This is a genomic window from Escherichia marmotae (genome assembly GCF_002900365.1).
GTDB lineage: Bacteria > Pseudomonadota > Gammaproteobacteria > Enterobacterales > Enterobacteriaceae > Escherichia > Escherichia marmotae.
The window spans coordinates 986211-1001922 of sequence record NZ_CP025979.1; the positions used below are offsets into that span (position 1 = coordinate 986211).

Consider the following 15712-nt stretch of genomic DNA (forward strand, 5'->3'; position numbering starts at 1 on the left):
TTACGACTGTAAATAAACGACCTGGGTTTGCAGGTATTCATGCAAACCATGTTTACCATCCGCACCGCCAATACCCGACTTACGCCATCCGGCGTGGAAACCTTGCATCGCTTCAAAGTTTTCACGATTGATGTAGGTTTCACCGAACTTCAACCCTTTGATGGCTTTCATCGCGACGTTCAGATTTTGAGTATAAATCGACGAGGTCAGGCCGTAATCGCTGTCGTTAGCCATGGCGATAGCGTGTTCCAGCGTATCGAAAGCGACAACAGGCAGCACCGGGCCAAAGGTTTCTTCGTGCATAATTGACATTTCCTGGCGAACATCCAGCAATATTGTCGGCGGATAATAGTACCCTTTCCCCGCTACCGCTTTGCCACCAAGCGCCACTCTCGCGCCCTCTTCTACAGCACGAGCCACTTTCTGCTCAACCTTTTCCAACGCCGCGGCGTTAATCAACGGCCCCATTGCAATGTCGTTGCGTTCAGAAGGATTGCCAAACTGCACCGCCTGCATCGCTTCACCAAGTCGGTTAACAAACTGATCATAAATGCCTTTCTGTACATAAACACGTTCAGCACAGTTGCACACTTGCCCACTATTAATGACTCGTGAATCAACGATGGCTTTGACTGCCAGTTCAATATCAGCGTCATCCATCACAATAGCGGGCGCTTTGCCGCCCAGTTCCAGACACACTTTGGTGATATTTTTCGCCGCAGTTGCCATGATTTTCTCCCCGGCGGCGACGCTGCCCGTCATACTGACCATTGCGACCTTCGGGTTACCCGCCAGTTCCTGACCCACTGTTTCACCGCGCCCCAGCACAAGGTTAAACACGCCGCGTGGAAGGCCAATTTCATCGACGATTTTGGCGAAAGCAATTGCGTTATTTGGTGTAAATTCGCTCGGTTTAATGACGATGGTATTGCCGGTGAGCAGAGCGGGTGCCATTTTGCGGGCAATCAGGAAGAACGGGAAATTCCACGGCAGAATACCGGTGGTCACGCCAAGCGCACGTTTAAAAAGAAGAATATTCTCTCCCGGGCGATCGCTTTGAATAATCTCACCCTCGTAGCGCCGCGCCCACTCCGCCATATAATCAATATAGTCCGCCGTGAAAGCCACTTCGACTTCAGCCAGTTGCTGGACTTTGCCCCCTTCCTCGACAATCAGTGCACTAATTTCACTGGCGCGTTCGCGGATCCCGGCAGCGATTTTGCGTAACCAACTGGCGCGCTCAATGGCAGGCAATGCTTCCCATTCTGGTTGGGCGCGTTCTGCAGCATCGATTGCCTTACGGGCATCCTCAGCCTGACCATCAGGAATACGGGAAATAACCGTCTCTGTTGCAGGGTTTACAACATCAATCCATGCATCTCCATGCCAGGTAACAAACTGTCCATCGATATACATAGGATGTTGAACGGGTACTGACATGGGCGACTCCTGTGATTATTGTGTTTTTATTTAGTAAATATATTGTTAATAAACATCAATCATTGCGGAAACGGCATCGTGGAAGGACGAATCTGTGAAGGGCTTCATAAAAACAGGTGTGAAAGAAATAAAAGGCAGAAGTAAAAGTAAAGAATCATGCCCGTTTGCCAACGGTTTTTCACAAACGGGCAATTTTTAACGTAGCGAACGACTTTCCATCGCTTCAATAAGTACAGCGTCGTGTTTCAGCGTCTGCCATGCCTGGGCGACTTCTACAGGAAAATCAACGTGAACGATAAAATCACGTCCGCGGGGGCCATAACCGTCGCTATCATCACGCAAACGTGGTAGCTCACCAGTAAGTAGCGATAAATAACGTTCAACTGGCCATAATCCTTCCAGTTGATTAACAAATGCGACACTGTCTGCGTTATTCCCCACTTGTGGTACGAATCCTGGGTAACTTAACCAGCGAGGTGCATCGGGATTATCAGCAGTAATACGGCGGAACGTCGCCATCGTGCGCCGCTGCATGGTGGGATCCTGCACAACGATAGCCGTGTGAATGCGCTCTGTGGCCTGATTCAATAACGCGACGCTGAAGCGGGCGTTTTCACCGCAGTTCGTTGACTGGTCTTCAATCCAGATTTTTTCATGGGGAATATGCCAGAACTGATGGGCAATATCTGCAAGGATGGTGGCTTCTGCCCTGCCCGTGGTACGAATGATGTTGTAATGTGGATGCTGTGCGACAGCACTATATAAAAAGGTTGTCGAGTGACCGATACCACCGCTGATCAGTAATGAAATTTGCTGATCGCGGGCAATCTTGCATGCAGCGTCGATAGTGGGAATAACAGCGTTACCTGCGAGGATCACGCAATCAGCCTGATACGGCATCTCACCAGAGAAATCATCCTGCGCCAGCCATCGACCAATAACGTTTATGGCATCTATAGTTGTCGCTGAAAGCGTCGGAAACGGGTTAATGTTCATGGTCCCTCCTTCTCGTTCCCTTAAGAATACTGCGTGAGATAATAATGAGAAGCGGAGCACTCTGAAAGGAAGACGTTGTATTTTCTCTATCCTCCTTCGTAAGCCTGATATTTGTTTTACTCATACTGTATTTGAGGGTAACCGGCTCATTTAAACCGTCTGGTCTGTTTCCTCCGGCTCTACAAAAATAATGTCCATCATTTTTAATGGACACTATCGTATGAAACACCGGACCTGGATCACTGAAGCTTTACGTCTTCACTTTGAAGAACATTTACCCCGGGTTGTGGCCGGGCGTCGCCTGGGTGTACCAAAATCAACAGTTTAGTATGTTCGTGCGCTTTCGGAGAGCTGGCCTTTCGTGGCCTTTGCCCGCAGGCATGTCGGAGCAGGAACTTGATGCCTGCCTTTACGGACAATTTTCCACGGTACCAGTCGTACGTCCTGAAAGCACCGTTATATCCGAAGCCCCCGTGGTAAAAAAACGTCCCCGGCGGCCCAACTTCCCTTATGAGTTTAAAATCGCCTTAGTGGAGCAGTCACTGCAGCCCGGAGCCTGTGTGGCGCAGATCGCCCGGGAAAACGGAATCAACGATAACCTGCTCTTCAACTGGCGCCATCAATACCGGAAAGGTGGCCTGCTGCCTTCCGGAAAAAATATGCCGGCACTGCTTCCCGTGACGTTAACGCCGGAGCCGGATAATAAAATCCCGGCCCCCGCACAGGAACCAGAGCAGATAAATACACCGTCCGACAGTCTGTGTTGTGAGCTGGTTCTGCCGGCCGGAACTCTCAGGCTTAAAGGTAAACTGACGCCGGCGTTATTACAGACACTTATCCGCGAAATAAAAGGGAGCAGCCACTGATGATATCTCTCCCTGCCGGTTCGCGTATCTGGCTGGTTGCCGGTATCACCGACATGCGGAATGGCTTTAACGGCCTGGCATCAAAAGTTCAGAACGTCCTGAAGGATGACCCGTTCTCCGGACACCTGTTCATCTTCCGCGGACGCCGGGGTGACCAGATAAAAGTGTTGTGGGCTGACAGTGACGGACTGTGCCTCTTCACCAAACGCCTGGAGCGGGGCCGCTTCGTCTGGCCAGTCACCCGTGACGGCAAGGTGCACCTTACTCCGGCTCAGTTATCCATGCTTCCTGAAGGTATCAACTGGAAGCACCCGAAACGAACGGAACGCGCTGGAATCCGCATATAACCCGTTGTAAAGTGAGGATATGGACACCTCACTTGCTCATGAGAACGCCCGCCTGCGGGCACTGTTGCAGACGCAACAGGACACCATCCGCCAGATGGCTGAATACAACCGCCTGCTCTCACAGCGGGTGGCGGCTTATGCTTCCGAAATCAACCGGCTGAAGGCGCTGGTTGCGAAACTGCAACGTATGCAGTTCGGTAAAAGCTCAGAAAAACTTCGTGCAAAAACCGAACGGCAGATACAGGAAGCTCAGGAGCGAATCAGCGCACTTCAGGAAGAAATGGCGGAAACGCTGGGTGAGCAATATGACCCGGTACTGCCATCCGCCCTGCGCCAGTCTTCAGCCCGTAAACCGTTACCGGCCTCACTTCCCCGTGAAACCCGGGTTATCCGGCCGGAAGAGGAATGCTGTCCTGCCTGTGGTGGTGAACTCAGTTCTCTGGGATGTGATGTGTCAGAGCAACTGGAGCTTATCAGCAGCGCCTTTAAGGTTATCGAAACACAACGTCCGAAACTGGCCTGTTGCCGGTGCGACCATATCGTGCAGGCACCAGTACCTTCAAAACCCATTGCACGCAGTTATGCCGGAGCGGGGCTTCTGGCCCATGTTGTCACCGGGAAATATGCAGACCATCTGCCGTTATACCGCCAGTCAGAAATATACCGTCGTCAGGGAGTGGAGCTGAGCCGTGCCACACTGGGGCGCTGGACCGGTGCCGTTGCTGAACTGCTGGAGCCGCTGTATGACGTCCTGCGCCAGTATGTGCTGATGCCCGGTAAAGTCCATGCCGATGATATCCCCGTCCCGGTCCAGGAGCCGGGCAGCGGTAAAACCCGGACAGCCCGGCTGTGGGTCTACGTCCGTGATGACCGCAACGCCGGTTCACAGATGCCCCCGGCGGTCTGGTTCGCGTACAGTCCGGACCGGAAAGGTATCCATCCACAAAATCACCTGGCCGGTTACAGCGGTGTGCTTCAGGCCGATGCTTACGGTGGTTACCGGGTGTTATACGAATCCGGCAGAATAACGGAAGCCGCGTGTATGGCTCATGCCCGGAGAAAAATCCACGATGTGCATGCAAGAGCGCCCACCGACATCACCACGGAAGCCCTGCAGCGTATCGGTGAACTGTATGCTATCGAGGCAGAGGTCCGGGGCTGTTCAGCAGAACAGCGTCTGGCGGCAAGAAAAGCCAGAGCCGCGCCACTGATGCAGTCACTGTATGACTGGATACAGCAACAGATGAAAACACTGTCGCGTCACTCAGATACGGCAAAAGCGTTCGCATACCTGCTGAAACAGTGGGATGCACTGAACGTGTACTGCAGTAATGGCTGGGTGGAAATCGACAACAACATCGCAGAGAACGCCTTACGGGGAGTGGCCGTAGGCCGGAAAAACTGGATGTTCGCGGGTTCCGACAGCGGTGGTGAACATGCGGCGGTGTTGTACTCGCTGATCGGCACATGCCGTCTGAACAATGTGGAGCCAGAAAAGTGGCTGCGTTACGTCATTGAACATATCCAGGACTGGCCGGCAAACCGGGTACGCGATCTGTTGCCCTGGAAAGTTGATCTGAGCTCTCAGTAAATATCAATACGGTTCTGACGAGCCGCTTACATTTGAGGAAAGACTGTTGATAAAAATTCAGCAAAATCGTTCAATGTTGCGATAGAGTGAATCCTTCAGATCTTATAAAGAAAAAACCCGGCAGCACACGCTTACCGGGTTTTAGATTCATCAGCCAAATAACAGCCGTTAACCGCTAATCTGCTCCATCGCCTGCAAAATACGCTTATCCGATATTGGATACGGCGTACCAAGTTGTTGGGCGAAGTAACTGACGCGCAGTTCTTCAATCATCCAACGGATCTCTTTCACGTCTTCATCCTCACGACGCGCTGGCGGCAGTTTGTTGAACCATTGTTGCCATGCCTGCTGGACGTTTTCGACTTTCAGCATTTGGGCACGGTCACGATGCGGATCAACCGCCAGTTTTTCCAGGCGTTTTTCAATCGCCTGCAAATAGCGCAGCGTATCGCCCAGCCGTTTGAAGCCGTTACCGGTGACAAAACCGCGATACACCAGACCGCCCATTTGTGCTTTGATGTCAGAAAGCCCCAGCGCCATCGTCATATCAACACGCCCTTTCAGACGTTTGTTGATGTTGAACACTGCCGTGAGGATTTGCTCGACCTGCTTCGCAATATCCACCACGGTATCGTTCAGTTCGGCACGCACTTTTTCATGTAGCGCAGCAAAACCCTCTTCCGTCCAGACCGGGCCACCGTTGGCGTCGATTAATTTATCCACACCGCAGGAGATACAGTCATCGATCAGCTCCAGCACTTTGCCATACGGGTTAAAGTACAGCCCCAGCTTGGCTTTATTCGGCAACTTCTCATGCAGATATTTGATCGGTGAAGGAATATTCAGCAACAGTAGACGGCGCAGACCGTTCCACATTGCTTGCTTCTGCTCCAGTGGATTATCAAACAATTTGATCGCCACGCTGTCACGTTCATCCACCAGCGCAGGCCACGCTTTCACTTTGTAATTGCCGCGCTTCTGCTCGTAGCTTTCCGGCAATTGACCAAAGCTCCAGATATGCAGGCCGCTCTGCTCGATACCGTCATCAGCGACCGCAGACAGTGTTTCCTGCACTTTGCCTTTCAGCGCCTCTTTCAGTTCCTGTAATGAGCGCCCTTCTTTCAACTTCTTGTTTTTGTCGTCCACCACGCGGAAAGTAATTTTCAGGTGATCGGGCACCTGATCCCAGTGCCAGTCTTCGCGGTCAACGGTAACGCCGGTCATGCGGCGCAATTCACGTTCAAGACTGTCGAGCAACGGTAGTTCCAGTGGCGTCACGCGGCCTAAAAACGCTTCGGCGTAGTTTGGTGCAGGCACAAAATTACGACGTACCGGTTTTGGCAGCGATTTAATCAGCGCAATCACCAGTTCACGACGTAATCCAGGAATTTGCCATTCAAAGCCGCGCTCTTCCACCTGGTTGAGCAACGGCAGCGGAATATGCACGGTCACGCCATCAGCGTCCGCACCTGGCTCAAACTGATAACTTAAACGCAGCTTGAGATTGCCCTGATGCCAGAAGTTCGGGTAATCCAGCTTGCTGATTTTTTCCGCACCTTCTTTGATCAACATGCTCTTTTCAAAGTTGAGCAAATCAGGCGTTTCGCGGCTAACCTTTTTCCACCAGTTGTCGAAGTGGCGCGAAGAGATCACATCATGGCTAATGCGCTGGTCGTAAAATTCAAACAGCGTCTCGTCATCTACCAGAATATCGCGACGACGTGATTTGTGTTCCAGCTCTTCCACTTCTGCCCGCAGTTTCAGGTTTTCACGGAAGAAAGCGTGACGTGTCTGCCAGTCACCTTCTACAAGTGCATGGCGGATAAAGAGTTCACGGCACAACGCAGGATCAATCTGGCTGTAGTTAACCTTACGCGCGGCGACAATCGGCAACCCATAAACGGTGACTTTTTCCGTCGCCATCACTGCGCCCTGCGCCCGTTCCCAGTGCGGTTCACTGTAGGTGCGTTTGATCAAATGTTGGGCAACCGGCTCTACCCATTCCGGATCGATGCGTGCCGCAATGCGCCCCCACAGGCGGCTGGTTTCTACCAGTTCCGCCACCATCACCCACTTTGGCGGCTTTTTGAATAAACCAGAACCAGGGAAGATAGAGAAACGCGCGTTACGTGCGCCGGTATATTCCTGTTTATCCGCATCTTTCATGCCGATATGTGAAAGCAAACCGGTCAGTAATGCGATATGAATTTCGCGATACTCCGCCGGTTCACTGTTTACCGGAATGCCGAGTTCTTTCACCACCTGGCGCAACTGAGTGTAGATGTCCTGCCATTCGCGCACGCGCAGATAGTTGAGATATTCAGTGCGGCACAAGCGACGGAAGGCGTTTGAAGAGAGCGCCTTTTGCTGTTCACCGAGATAATTCCACAAATTCACAAACGCCAGGAAGTCGGACTCTTTATCGTGGAAACGACGATGTTTTTCATCCGATGCCTGTTGTTTGTCCATCGGGCGTTCACGAGGGTCCTGAATGGAGAGCGCGGAAGTGATAATCATCGCTTCCCTTACACAGCCATGTTTCTGCGCTTCCAGCACCATGCGTGCCAGACGCGGGTCAACCGGTAACTGTGATAACTGACGACCAAGTGGTGTCAGTTTATATGCGGTTTGCTGTTCGTCGGTGGTGATTGCACCTAACTCCTCCAGCAGGCGCACACCATCCTGAATATTGCGTTTATCCGGCGCTTCAACAAACGGAAACGCAGCGATATCGCCCAGCCCCAGTGCGGTCATCTGTAAGATAACCGACGCCAGGTTGGTACGCAGAATTTCCGGATCGGTAAACTCCGGACGAGAAAGGAAATCATCTTCCGAATAAAGACGAATACAGATCCCTTCTGATACGCGTCCGCAACGGCCTTTACGCTGATTGGCTGAAGCCTGCGAAATTGGCTCAATCGGTAGACGCTGCACTTTGGTGCGATAGCTGTAGCGGCTGATGCGCGCCGTACCTGGGTCGATCACGTATTTAATACCCGGCACAGTCAGCGAGGTTTCCGCGACGTTAGTCGCCAGCACAATGCGCCGCCCGCTGTGTGACTGGAAGACGCGATTTTGTTCGCTGTTTGAAAGCCGCGCATAAAGCGGCAATATTTCCGTATGGCGTAAGTTCAGCTTGTTCAGCGCATCGGCGGTATCGCGAATTTCCCGCTCGCCGCTCATAAAGATCAAAATGTCGCCGGGGCTTTCCTGGCTCAATTCGTCTACGGCATCGAAAATCGCCTGTAACTGGTCGCGCTCGGTATCATCCGCTTCTTCAACTATTGGTCGATAACGCACTTCTACCGGATAAGTTCGACCCGAGACTTCGATAATCGGCGCATTGTTAAAGTGGCGAGAGAAGCGTTCCGGATCGATGGTCGCGGAAGTGATGATGACTTTCAGATCCGGGCGACGTGGCAACAGCTCTTTCAAATAACCGAGCAGGAAATCAATGTTCAGGCTGCGTTCGTGCGCTTCGTCAATGATGATGGTGTCGTACTGCATCAGCAGGCGATCCTGCTGGATTTCCGCCAGCAGAATACCGTCGGTCATCAGCTTGACCATCGTGTTATCACTGACGTGATCGCTGAAACGGACTTTATAACCGATGCAGCCACCCGGTTCGGTCTGCAACTCTTCCGCAATACGGTTCGCCACGGTACGGGCTGCCAGTCGACGAGGCTGGGTATGGCCAATCAGCCCTTTAATCCCGCGCCCCAGTTCCATACAGATTTTCGGCAACTGCGTCGTTTTACCGGAACCTGTTTCTCCGGCGACAATCACCACCTGGTGGTCACGGCTCGCTTCGAGAATGTCCTGTTTTTTCTGGCTAACCGGCAAATTGTCCGGATAAGTAATCTCCGGACGCGCCGCTTCACGTAGCAGGACTTTCCCTGCCGCCTGGTCAATTTCTTTTGCCATCTCCTGGAAAATGGCCTGTTGTGCATCAGGATTTTTAACCTTCTTCACCCCATGCAGACGGCGGGAAAAACGCAGTCTGTCACGCAGCATTAACGAATCCAACCGCTGCTGTAAGGCGTTAAAGGTCAATTTTTGTTGTTCTGTCATAACGTTAAAGGGCAGCGTTGTGCCTGATTAATTTTCTTTTAAATGATAGATATAGAGTACCACATCGCGGCTTTTTATGTGTTGTTCAATAAATTCGAACATAGACTTCGATATATTGCGCTATCTCTGTGGCAGGATTGTGAATAAAGTGTCAACAAGCAACAGGGCATCGCCCATTCAAACATCTATAAGGAAACACCATGAGCAAGGTATTAGTTCTTAAATCCAGCATCCTGGCAGGGTACTCTCAGTCTGGTCAGTTGTCTGATTATTTTGTTGAACAGTGGCGTGAAAAGCACACTGCTGATGAAATCACCGTCCGCGACCTGGCTGCAAATCCGGTTCCGGTGCTGGATGGCGAACTGGTTGGCGCTCTGCGTCCGAGTGACGCGCCGCTGACTCCGCGCCAGCAGGAAGCCCTGGCACTGTCTGATGAACTGATTGCCGAGTTGAAAGCGCATGACGTTATCGTGATTGCAGCACCGATGTACAACTTCAACATCTCTACTCAGTTGAAAAACTATTTTGACCTGGTTGCGCGTGCAGGCGTTACTTTCCGCTACACCGAGAACGGTCCTGAAGGTCTGGTAACCGGTAAAAAAGCCATTGTTATTACCAGCCGTGGCGGTATCCATAAGGATGGGCCTACAGACCTGGTGACCCCGTATCTTTCTACGTTCCTTGGCTTTATCGGCATTACTGACGTGAACTTTGTCTTTGCTGAAGGTATCGCTTACGGGCCGGAAATGGCAGCAAAAGCGCAGACAGACGCTAAAGCGGCAATTGAAGCAATTGAAGCAATTGTTGCAGCATAAGTTTTAAGAAGCCTACCGCGAGTGCGGGAGGCTTTTTTACTTAACTCGCCTTTTTCGCAATACTGTCCAGCGTTGCCAACACATCATCAGGTAGCGCTAATTCCCCTACTGCCATATTCTCCCGTAAATGCGCAACGGAAGACGTTCCCGGGATCAGCAAAATATTCGGTGAACGTTGCAACAGCCACGCCAGCGCCACCTGCATCGGTGTCGCATTAAGACTTGCTGCGACATCAGAGAGCGTGGAGGATTGCAGTGGCGTAAAGCCCCCGAGCGGGAAGAACGGCACATATGCAATGCCATCGCGGGCCAAAGAATCAATTAATTCGTCATCCGCACGATGGGCAATGTTGTATTCGTTTTGCACGCAAACAATTTCTGTAATCTTGCGCGCCTCTGCAACCTGCGTTGGTGTTACGTTGCTCAGGCCAATATGTTTTACCAGCCCTTGTTGTTGCATCTCAGCCAGCACGATCAGGCTGGCTTCAATCGACCCTTCCGCCGGGCCATGTCCATCGTCAGGCATCACCCGCAGGTTCACCACATCCAGCACGTCCACCCCCAGATTTCGCAGGTTATCGTGCACCGCTTTTTTCAGTTCTGCTGGAGAGAATGCCGGCAACCAGGAGGCGTCCTCACCGCGGCGAGCGCCAATTTTGGTGACGATAGTCAGGTCATCGGAATAAGGATGTAACGCTTCGCGGATAATCTGATTGGTAACGTGTGGACCATAAAAGTCGCTGGTATCAATGTGATTGACGCCCAATGCCAGTGCCTCACGCAGCACGGTAATCGCGACATGGCGATCTTTCGGTGGGCCGAATACACCAGGTCCTGCCAGTTGCATCGCGCCGTAACCAGACGGTTAACGGATTTTGTACCGAGAGTAAATGTGTTGCTGCTCATAACACCCTGCCCTGTAATAAAGCGGATTAAGAAAAATCAGTATAGAAATGAACGGAAAGTGAATAAATGACTATTGAATGCGGATGCGTAAAAACGAGCGCCAACAAGCAAAAACAGCGCCGCAATCAATCTGGCGGAGGTCTGTAGGTATAATTTGTACCGTTTTGAACGGTAACTGATCTTTCTGAATACGAAATTAATTACCGCTGCTTTACGTTTTTTATTTTTGCAGCCATTTCCCATTAATCCCCTGCACATATTCTCCCGGTTTAGCGCGAGCGACCAGTTTCTGCCCTGCCAGTTTTGCAATCTCCTCAGTTGAGACATTATTTTGTCTGGCCAGTTGCTGATAACTCAGCGCACGAGCTTTATTAATATCGTTTACCAATGCCTGCGTTTCGTCATCCGTTTTCAGTGCCATCAGATAACCATTAAATGTTTCGCCTACCCGCCCCTGACTTCTGGCTTCATTCAGGGTTAACGCCATCGCACTGCTGCTCATCAGGCAAACAGTCCACACCATTATCAGTAATGTTCTTTTCATCATTACCTCAAAAAAGATCGCTACGGGTTTTGAGCAAGTCTTCAACGTCCTTATCTGCTTTGATGATGATCTCATGCTCAATTTTAACGTTCATATTAATGGTGATTGGCTCTTTCGGCGCAGCCACTTCAATGCGCGGCGTGCAACCAAGCAACATAAAAGAGGACGCGAACGCGGTTATCATTATTTTCATTATTTTTCCTCACACTCATTTCCTGATGGGCAACCCGTTTTCGGGAGTCGGGCATTCTGTTCCAGCCACGCCTGGAGATTATCGCCAAAGCGTAAGCTGCGCCATAACGTAAAAATATTCTCTTCGTGGCTGTAATTAAGATTCACCGTGCCCGTTTTACCATCAACCCGGCTATTACCGCTGATCGTTGCCTGCATGGTTAACACACCGAGATTATCCAGATTAATTTTTGTCGATGAACGGCTAATTTCCATATAGCGCAACCAGTTGATTGCAGTCCCTGCGGTCATATTGTCTTTTGCTACTGCATCCGCCGTGTCTTTATCCAGGCGCAAGGTCATGGGGCCTGCGTTTGCCAGCCAGCCATCTTTCACAATCCATTTTTCATTATTAAGCCATAGCGGCAATGCCCCACTGAATGCCCCTGACATAGCGAATTGCTTTGGATTGATGGCGCTAACCAGTTCACTGGAAGAGAGATTATTCAGCCGTAACAGCGCCGGATCGTGCTGCGGCATACGTAATTGTTTCATCAGCACGTTACCACCTAAAACATCAACACTCACATCCGTCAGTAGCAAGGGTTCGTCTTCGGTCCACGGATAACGCCCCTGAAGATCGGCAGTAATATTTTTTGCCGTCACCAGGTTAACCACTTCAGCAATACGTAATGACACAGGTCGCCGCGTTCCCAGGTGCCACGCACCGTCGGCAAAACGGAACGGTAGTACAAAGTCGACACCGTTGACCTGGTTATCTGGCATCCACGCGCTGCCACCTTTCAACACGCCATGCCCCCCTGCACGGAAGCCCTGCTCAGGCGCGGCAGAAAACGCCACCTGGGCATACAGTTCACCATCGCGTAGATTCATCTTCCAGTCTGGCGGGATCAGCGGCTGGAATACGGTCAGCGATTGTTTAGGCCACCAGGCATTGCCGCGCAGGCGAATACCGCCCCAGCGGCCATTCACCCGTACCGGGCCAATCTCACCAGCATGTAAATCCCCTTTGAAGAGGAAATACGTCGGATCGCGTCCATCGACACTAAATTTTAAGGTTGATGGCGGTAACACACTACCGCCTGTGAAAAGCGTTTGTCCTGCATCCAGCGAAAGCGCACCACTAAAAGACGGATTCTGGGCGTCACGCACCCAGATAACGGGTTTATCAAGAATTAAGCGCGGCGTTTCTACTGTCATCGTGCCATATTGCAACTGATCGAACCCGGTCGAGAGGTCGGTAAGCGTAATCGTGCTGTTATGCCACTCACCTTTTCCTGCGACATCCCAGGTGGCATTCATCGGGGTAAAACTGCCTTTGCCCCAGTAACGCCACTGCCAACGCCCTGCATCCGGGAGAAAATCATTCGCCTGACCATCCATATGTAGCACAAAGTCGCCCAGTTCATTTTCATGGGCCTGCAAAATGGCCTGCAAGCGACCGTCAACACCACGTTGAGTGACTTTTACCCCCGCTAAAGGCCAGCGAATTTCATCGATGTCCAGTGAATCGATGATTCTTCCCTTTGAACGTAATAACGCGCCTGGTTCAAAGGCCAGCGTTGGGTCAGTCAGACTTCCGCTTAGCTGTGCCGGTAAGCGGGCATACAGAATGAGATCAGCCTGTTTTGCTTCACCGGTCAGTTGCAGTGGCATCTGACTGTTATCCATGCTCAATTTTCCTGGGCCAAAATTAAGCACCGCATTGCCTTTCCCTGCTTGCCCCTGAGTCAGCACACTCAGGCGTCCACTGACCAACGCGTTCTCAAGCCCGGCCTGCCAGTTCTCGACTTTAACACCCAATCGCCCACTCAGGGGAAAACCTTCATACGGCCAGCTCCAGCGACCATCGCTGACCGTCAATTGCTGACGGGTAATTTGCCACGGCAAATCGAGCAATGAATCGCCGTTATCCCGTGTCATCACAAGCAATTGCCCGCTATTTTCCTGCCACTCCAGTTCAGCATCCACCAGTGACGGTTCCTGTGGCAAGTTCAAGGTCGCGGTAGCATGGCCACTGACAGGAAGCCCATCCGGCACCAGCGGCATGGTAAATTCCCCTACCAGTTTTACCGGCGGCTGATTTTCAAACGCGGCGACATCCAGTTCGCTGACTGTAAGTTGTTGCCCTTTAAGCTGGCCTTGAAATTTAACTTTTTCGCCCTGATAACGCAGTTGCTGGATATCAGAGGTCAACGAGAGAGAGAGTTTTCCCTGCCATTCCTGCCAGGGCGAAAGGATCAGTTTATCAATATTGATCCAGGTGTTAGGCAGCATGGATTGCCACTGCGCAAGGGTTTTCGGCGCTGCCGGAGAGGGCTCTTCCTGTGGCAATTTTGCCAGGCAAGCAGAGTCAAGCTCCACTGTGCCAACGTTCAATAACCAGCGGCTGGGGTGTGAAAGGCTGGCATTGGTGATATGCGCCAACTGGCAATCCGCCACCAGATAACGGAGATCGGGAATAATTAAACCTTTACGCGTGATGCGCGGGCTTTCATCTAATGCAATACGTGTACCGAGCGGCAGCCAGATACCCGCCAGCGTAGGAACCCACAGCCCGAGCGTCATCAGCAACGTTAACGGCACAAGAATAATCAGTAATAACAGCGCGAGAACGGCTTTATATTTACCCAACATGGGTAGTTAATATCCTGATTTAGCGAAAAATTAAGCATTCAATACCGGTATTGTGGCATGTTTAACCGTTCAGTTGAAGGTTGCGCCTACACTAAGCATAGTTGTTGATGGATTTTTCAATATCACCACAGCTTTCAATTATATTTGAATTTTTGTAAAATATTTTTAGTAGCTTAAACGTGATTCAACATCACTGGAGAAAGTCTTATGAAACTCGCCGTATATAGCACAAAACAGTACGACAAGAAGTACCTGCAACAGGTGAACGAGTCCTTTGGCTTTGAGCTGGAATTTTTTGACTTTCTGCTGACAGAAAAAACCGCCAAAACCGCCAATGGCTGCGAAGCGGTATGTATTTTCGTAAATGATGACGGCAGCCGCCCGGTGCTGGAAGAACTGAAAAAGCACGGCGTTAAATATATCGCCCTGCGCTGTGCCGGTTTCAACAACGTTGACCTCGACGCGGCAAAAGAGCTGGGGCTGAAAGTAGTCCGTGTTCCAGCCTACGATCCGGAAGCCGTCGCTGAACACGCTATCGGTATGATGATGACGTTGAACCGCCGTATTCACCGCGCGTATCAGCGTACCCGTGACGCCAACTTCTCTCTGGAAGGCCTGACTGGCTTTACCATGTATGGCAAAACGGCAGGTGTTATCGGCACCGGTAAAATCGGCGTAGCGATGCTGCGTATTCTGAAAGGTTTCGGTATGCGTCTGCTGGCGTTCGATCCATACCCAAGTGCGGCGGCGCTGGAGCTCGGCGTGGAATATGTCGATCTGCCGACCCTGTTCTCTGAATCAGACGTTATCTCCCTGCACTGCCCGCTGACGCCGGAGAACTACCACCTGCTGAATGAGGCGGCGTTTGATCAGATGAAAAACGGCGTAATGATCGTCAACACCAGTCGTGGCGCATTGATTGATTCCCAGGCGGCAATTGAAGCGCTGAAAAACCAGAAAATTGGCTCGCTGGGGATGGACGTGTATGAGAACGAACGCGATCTGTTCTTTGAAGATAAATCCAACGATGTGATTCAGGATGACGTGTTCCGTCGTCTGTCTGCCTGCCATAACGTACTGTTTACCGGGCACCAGGCTTTCCTGACGGCAGAAGCTCTGACCAGTATTTCCCAGACTACGCTGCAAAACTTGAGCAATCTGGAAAAAGGCGAATCCTGCCCGAACGAACTGGTTTAAACATGCTGCTCCCCTGCAAATCAGGGGAGCTTATTCAGATAATCCCCAAAGATCTTTCATCCGCTATTCTTACAATAAGTTCTGTTGAACGGATAAGACGCCCCAGCGTT

The 15712-nt window shown here is 51.3% G+C and carries 10 protein-coding genes and 2 pseudogenes; 5 read left to right on the top strand and 7 right to left on the bottom strand.

Translation table 11 applies throughout. The features are described 5' to 3' along the window. Positions 1-1440 (bottom strand): aldehyde dehydrogenase, encoded by a 1440-nt coding sequence (aldA, locus tag C1192_RS05315; protein WP_001516431.1) that lies wholly within the window; start codon positions 1438-1440, stop codon positions 1-3. 195 nt (positions 1441-1635) lie between these two features. Next, positions 1636-2436: a DUF218 domain-containing protein YdcF gene (ydcF, locus tag C1192_RS05320; RefSeq protein ID WP_038355796.1), complete on the bottom strand. Its 801-nt coding sequence runs from the start codon at positions 2434-2436 to the stop codon at positions 1636-1638. A 190-nt stretch (positions 2437-2626) separates the two neighbouring features. Between ydcF and tnpA the strand changes: the two are divergent. The 3 genes and pseudogenes from tnpA to C1192_RS05340 all read left to right on the top strand — a co-directional run bounded on the left by tnpA (position 2627) and on the right by C1192_RS05340 (position 5240). Then, positions 2627-3302: pseudogene (gene tnpA / locus C1192_RS05330) on the top strand (IS66-like element accessory protein TnpA). Further along, complete coding sequence (gene tnpB / locus C1192_RS05335; RefSeq protein ID WP_069906977.1) at positions 3302-3649, top strand: IS66 family insertion sequence element accessory protein TnpB; 348 nt, start codon at positions 3302-3304, stop codon at positions 3647-3649. The pseudogene tnpA and the gene tnpB overlap by 1 nt, the downstream one beginning before the upstream one ends. Before the next feature lie 19 nt (positions 3650-3668). Continuing rightward, positions 3669-5240: an IS66-like element ISCro1 family transposase gene (locus tag C1192_RS05340; protein WP_103194767.1), complete on the top strand. Its 1572-nt coding sequence runs from the start codon at positions 3669-3671 to the stop codon at positions 5238-5240. 168 nt (positions 5241-5408) lie between these two features. Here C1192_RS05340 and hrpA read toward each other — a convergent pair whose 3' ends face one another. Further along, on the bottom strand, positions 5409-9311 hold the full coding sequence (gene hrpA, locus C1192_RS05345; protein ID WP_038354779.1) for an ATP-dependent RNA helicase HrpA: 3903 nt from the start codon (positions 9309-9311) through the stop codon (positions 5409-5411). 200 nt (positions 9312-9511) lie between these two features. On the opposite strand from hrpA, the gene azoR reads away from it, so the two are divergent. Further along, positions 9512-10126 (top strand): FMN-dependent NADH-azoreductase, encoded by a 615-nt coding sequence (azoR, locus tag C1192_RS05350; RefSeq protein WP_038354778.1) that lies wholly within the window; start codon positions 9512-9514, stop codon positions 10124-10126. A 40-nt stretch (positions 10127-10166) separates the two neighbouring features. Here azoR and C1192_RS05355 read toward each other — a convergent pair. The 4 genes and pseudogenes from C1192_RS05355 to C1192_RS05375 all read right to left on the bottom strand — a co-directional run bounded on the left by C1192_RS05355 (position 10167) and on the right by C1192_RS05375 (position 14405). After that, positions 10167-11032: pseudogene (locus C1192_RS05355) on the bottom strand (aldo/keto reductase family oxidoreductase). 220 nt (positions 11033-11252) lie between these two features. Further along, entirely contained in the window at positions 11253-11576 is a 324-nt protein-coding gene (locus C1192_RS05365; RefSeq protein ID WP_000831645.1) for a YdbL family probable chaperone protein, read from the bottom strand. A 7-nt stretch (positions 11577-11583) separates the two neighbouring features. Next, positions 11584-11769, bottom strand: coding sequence for a YnbE family lipoprotein (locus tag C1192_RS05370; protein ID WP_000699961.1), 186 nt, complete (start codon positions 11767-11769; stop codon positions 11584-11586). After that, positions 11769-14405 (bottom strand): YdbH family protein, encoded by a 2637-nt coding sequence (locus C1192_RS05375; RefSeq protein ID WP_038354777.1) that lies wholly within the window; start codon positions 14403-14405, stop codon positions 11769-11771. The genes C1192_RS05370 and C1192_RS05375 overlap by 1 nt, the downstream gene beginning before the upstream one ends. A gap of 207 nt (positions 14406-14612) precedes the next feature. On the opposite strand from C1192_RS05375, the gene ldhA reads away from it, so the two are divergent. Then, positions 14613-15602 carry a D-lactate dehydrogenase gene (gene ldhA / locus C1192_RS05380; protein ID WP_000762228.1) on the top strand — a complete coding sequence of 330 codons (990 nt, stop codon included), beginning with the start codon at positions 14613-14615 and terminating at the stop codon, positions 15600-15602. Positions 15603-15712: the final 110 nt, after the last annotated feature.